This window comes from Streptomyces sp. NRRL B-24085, assembly GCF_001282115.1.
In the GTDB taxonomy this organism is placed as follows: Bacteria; Actinomycetota; Actinomycetes; order Streptomycetales; family Streptomycetaceae; genus Streptomyces.
In genome coordinates, this window is record NZ_LJBR01000190.1 from 1 (window position 1) to 4,494 (window position 4,494).

At 74.6% G+C, this 4,494-nt stretch carries 2 protein-coding genes and 1 pseudogene; 2 read left to right on the forward strand and 1 reads right to left on the reverse strand.

Annotation, left to right across the window (positions count from 1 at the left end; all coding sequences use genetic code 11):
* Both AOJ26_RS21210 and AOJ26_RS21215 read left to right on the forward strand, forming a co-directional pair.
* A pseudogene (locus AOJ26_RS21210) lies at nucleotides 1–2,069 on the forward strand (serine protease); the annotation flags it as partial.
* A 145-nt stretch (nucleotides 2,070–2,214) separates the two neighbouring features.
* Complete coding sequence (locus AOJ26_RS21215) at nucleotides 2,215–3,165, forward strand: bifunctional riboflavin kinase/FAD synthetase (RefSeq protein ID WP_053849908.1); 951 nt, start codon at nucleotides 2,215–2,217, stop codon at nucleotides 3,163–3,165.
* A 55-nt stretch (nucleotides 3,166–3,220) separates the two neighbouring features.
* Here the strand turns inward: AOJ26_RS21215 and AOJ26_RS21220 are convergent.
* On the reverse strand, nucleotides 3,221–4,494 hold a 1,274-nt coding region (locus AOJ26_RS21220), incomplete at its 5' end, for a MinD/ParA family ATP-binding protein (RefSeq protein WP_143663603.1).

Below are 4,494 nucleotides of genomic sequence, written 5' to 3' on the forward strand. Positions count from 1 at the left end.
CCCTCCCCGAAGGCACGCTCGCAGACGCCGACGCCCGCCATCCCCTCACCCTCCGCCTCCTCTCCGAGGTCCGCGCCGCCCTCCCGCACGCGCCCCACGCCACCGTGGACCGCGACCAGGTCTTCGAGGCCTACCTCGACCTCATGTGCCTGCGCGTCGCGGTACGGCTGGCCACCCCGAGCGGGCTGCGCGGCACCGCCGTCCGCCGACTCGCCGCGAAGGTCTCCGGCCAGGTCCACGAGGCCGCCCGCCGCAGCCTCGGCCCCGGCCAGGGCGAACTGGACCGGGCCACCTTCGAGGCGCTGTTCCCCTGGGGGCCGGCCCCGAAGCGGCTCGGCGGCAGCGGCTGGGCCTCCGCCGTCCTCACCGAGGGCCTCCTCGTGCCCGCCGGCACCGGCTACCGCTTCGCCCACGAGGAGCTCGCCGACTGGATCCAGGGCATGCACCTGGACCTGGACGAGGCCCTGCGCGCGCTCGTCCACCGCCGCCGCACCGGCCCGGAACACCCCCTGCCCGTCCCGCACCACCGCATCGGGCCCGTCGTACAGGCCCTGCTCCTCGTCGCCCGCCAGCACGGCACACCCCGACTGGCGCACCGGCTCGAGGAGTTGCTGCACGCCCTCGACGCCGACCCGCACTCCTGGTGGGCCGCCCGCCTGTGCGCCGAGACCCTGCTGCGGGTGCCCGACGCGACCCCGTACACCGATGTCCTGGGGCAGCTCGCCGACCGTCTCGTGGCCCGGCGCCGCCAGGACGAGCCGGTCCCGCCCGTGTTCGGGCCCGCCTTCTGGACCGCCCTCAGGCTCCCGCCGGGCACCCGCTTCGACCTGCTCCGCCGGCTCGTCCTCGCCGACGGGCCGCCGCACGAACCCGGCCCCCGGTTCCTGGACGCGGTGGCGGAGCTGCTCGCCGCCGACCCCACCGCCGTACAGCCGCACCTGACCCGGTGGTTCGACGACGAGCGGCCGCTGCCGGCGACCCCGCACGCCACCGTGGCGACGGCCGCGCAGGCGCTGCTGCACACGCACCGGAGCCGGGCCCTGGACGACCTCGCCGAGGTGCTCGTCGGCTGTGCGCACCGGCGGGCCGACGAACTGCTCGCCGTGCTGGCCGAGGAGGAGCCGTCGGCGGTGTGCCGGGCCGTGGACCGGTGGGCGCACGACGAGCGGCCCGCGAGAAGGGTGGCCGCGGCGGCCTACGGGCTGCGTGCCGCCCCGCACGTGCGCACCGACGCCGACCGCGAACTCCTGTGCTACACGGCCCTCGCTCTGCTCGACCGCCCCGAGGACCGCGCCCTGCACGGCGGGGCGCTCGCCCTGCTGGTCCGCGATCCCCGCACGCGTGCCCGTCATCTCCCGCAGGCGCTCGGGCACTTCGCGGCCGGCGACCCGCAGTTCCCGCCGGACGCGCTGGTCCCCGCGCTCGCCACCGACCCCGACGCGGTCCTGGACGCCTTCCGGGAGCGGCTGCGCAGGCCGGGCGCCGGAGCGGCGCTGCGCACGCTCGCCGACGTCACCACGCCCGCCCTGTCCCGCCGGGTGGCCGCGTTGGTGCGGGAGGTCGTGGAGCGGCGCCCGGAGACGGCCGGGGACGTGGCCGCGTACGTCGACCGACGCCTCGACCAGGGCCCCGCCGCCCGGGCCGTACTGCTCCCGCTGGTGACCGGACTCCTCGACGGCGGCCCGGAAGGGGTACGGGCCGCGCTGGCGGCCGTGCTCGCCGGGCCCGGCGAGCCGGCCTCCACCCCACTCCGGCAGGAACTCCTCGACCTCCTCATGGACCACGAGCGGGAGCCCGCGGTCCTGGTCGCCCTGCTGCCTGCGGCCGCCGCCCGCGTGGACGCCGGCATGCGGGACCTCGTCCACCGCATCGGCCTCCTCCTCGTCACCACCCCGGACGGCGCGGCCCGCTTCGACCGCGGTCTCGTCGACCTCGGCCGGCACGTCCCCGGGTTCGCCGCGCTGGTGGCGGGCTGGTTCGCCGAGAGCCCGCAGGAATGGGCGGCGGTGGTCGGCCCCGGCACCCGGCGGATGATCGAGAACCTCGCGGGGGTGCGGATTCCGGCCTGAGCCGGTGAAACGGAGGCTCCGGGCCCGCGTGCGTCGGGTCACAGCCCCCATGCCGATGCGGGCGACGGGCACGCGGCATGGCACCCTTAGACCTGCGCAGGTCTAGAGATTCATCCGGACACGGGTTCGACGAGGAGCGGTCACAGTGCAGCGCTGGCGTGGCTTGGAGGACATCCCCGAGGACTGGGGGCGCAGCGTCGTCACCATCGGTTCCTACGACGGGGTCCACCGCGGGCACCAGCTCATCATCCGGCATGCCGTGGACCGGGCGCGCGAGCTGGGCGTCCCCTCCGTGGTCGTCACCTTCGACCCGCACCCCAGCGAGGTCGTCCGCCCCGGCAGCCACCCGCCGCTGCTCGCCCCGCACCACCGCCGCGCCGAGCTCATGGCCGAACTGGGTGTGGACGCACTGCTGATCCTCCCCTTCACCACCGAGTTCTCGAAGCTCTCGCCCGCCGAGTTCGTCGTCAAGGTCCTCGTCGACAAGCTGCACGCCAAGGCGGTCGTCGAGGGCCCCAACTTCCGCTTCGGCCACAAGGCCGCGGGCAACGTCGACTTCCTCACCGAGCAGGGCAAGACGTACGACTTCGAGGTCGAGGTCGTCGACCTGTACGTGACCGGCGCGGCCGGCGGCGGCGAGCCCTTCTCCTCCACGCTCACCCGGCGCCTGGTCGCCGAGGGCGACGTGGAGGGCGCCGGGGAGATCCTGGGCCGCCCGCACCGGGTCGAGGGCGTGGTCGTGCGCGGCGCCCAGCGCGGCCGTGAACTCGGCTTCCCGACCGCCAACGTCGAGACGCTCCCGCACACCGCCATCCCGGCCGACGGCGTCTACGCCGGCTGGCTGCACGCGCAGGGCGAGGCGATGCCGGCCGCGATCTCGGTCGGCACCAACCCGCAGTTCGACGGCACCGAGCGCACGGTGGAGGCGTACGCCATCGACCGCGTCGGCCTCGACCTGTACGGGCTGCACGTGGCGGTGGACTTCCTCGCCTACGTGCGCGGGCAGCAGAAGTTCGACTCGCTGGACGCGCTCCTCAAGGCCATGGCCGGCGACGTGCAGCGGTGCCGTGAGCTGATCGAGGGCGCGCAAGCCTGACCAAGCGCGAAGGGGGCCGGCACCGGGAAGGTGCCGGCCCCCTTCGCGTGTGGGGCTACTGCTGCGGCGGCTGACCCGCGTTCGGGTCGTACGGCGGCTGCGGGAAGCCGGGCTGCGGCTGACCGGGCTGGCCCGGCTGCTGCCACGGCTGGCCGGGCTGGGCGCCGGGGAAGCCCTGGAACGGCGGCTGTGCGGCCGGGGGCTGGGCCTGGGCCTGCGGCTGACCCGGCATCGGGGGAGCCATGGTCGGCGGCTGGTGGCCGGGCTGCCCGGTCCACAGGCCCTGCTCCTGCTGGGCCCGCACGAAGTCCTCGGCCACCATCGCGGCGAGGTCGAAGTACGCCTCCCGGACCTTCGGCCGCATCATGTCGAGGTCCACCTCGGCACCAGCCGCCAGGTGCTCGTCGAACGGGACGACGACCACTCCGCGGCAGCGCTGCTCGAAGTGGGTGACGATGTCCTCGACCTTGATCATCTTGCCGGTCTCGCGGACCCCCGAGATGACGGTGATGGACCGCGACACCAGGGACGCGTACCCGTGCGCCGACAGCCAGTCGAGGGTCGTGCTGGCGCTGCTCGCGCCGTCCACCGACGGCGTCGAGATGATGATGAGCTGGTCGGCGAGGTCCAGGACCCCGCGCATGGCGCTGTAGAGCAGACCCGTGCCCGAGTCCGTGAGGATGATCGGGTACTGGCGGCCCAGCACGTCGATCGCGCGCCGGTAGTCCTCGTCGTTGAACGTCGTGGACACGGCCGGGTCGACGTCGTTCGCGATGATCTCGAGCCCCGAGGCCGCCTGCGAGGTGAACCGGCGGATGTCCATGTACGAGTTGAGGTACGGGATCGCCTGGACCAGGTCACGGATGGTCGCGCCGGTCTCGCGCCGCACCCGGCGGCCGAGCGTGCCGGCGTCCGGGTTGGCGTCGATGGCGAGGATCTTGTCCTGCCGCTCGGTGGCGAGGGTGGAGCCCAGCGCGGTCGTCGTGGTCGTCTTGCCCACGCCGCCCTTGAGACTGATCACCGCGATCCGGTAGCAGGACAGCACCGGGGTGCGGATGAGGTCGAGCTTGCGCTGCCTCTCCTGCTCCTCCTTCCTGCCGCCGAGCTTGAACTTCGACCCGCCCGGAGTGGGGCGGCTGCTCTTGGCCTTCTGCTTCTTGCTGTTGACGAGCCGGTCCGAGGTCAGCTCCACCGCGGCGTTGTAGCCGAGCGGAGCGCCCGCGCCGGCGACCTGCTGCCGCTGGTCGTGCTGGACGGCGGCGGGCCAGGCGGCACCGGTGCGCGGGTCCACGGCGGGCTGGCCGGGGGCGCCCGCGTAGGGGTTCTGGG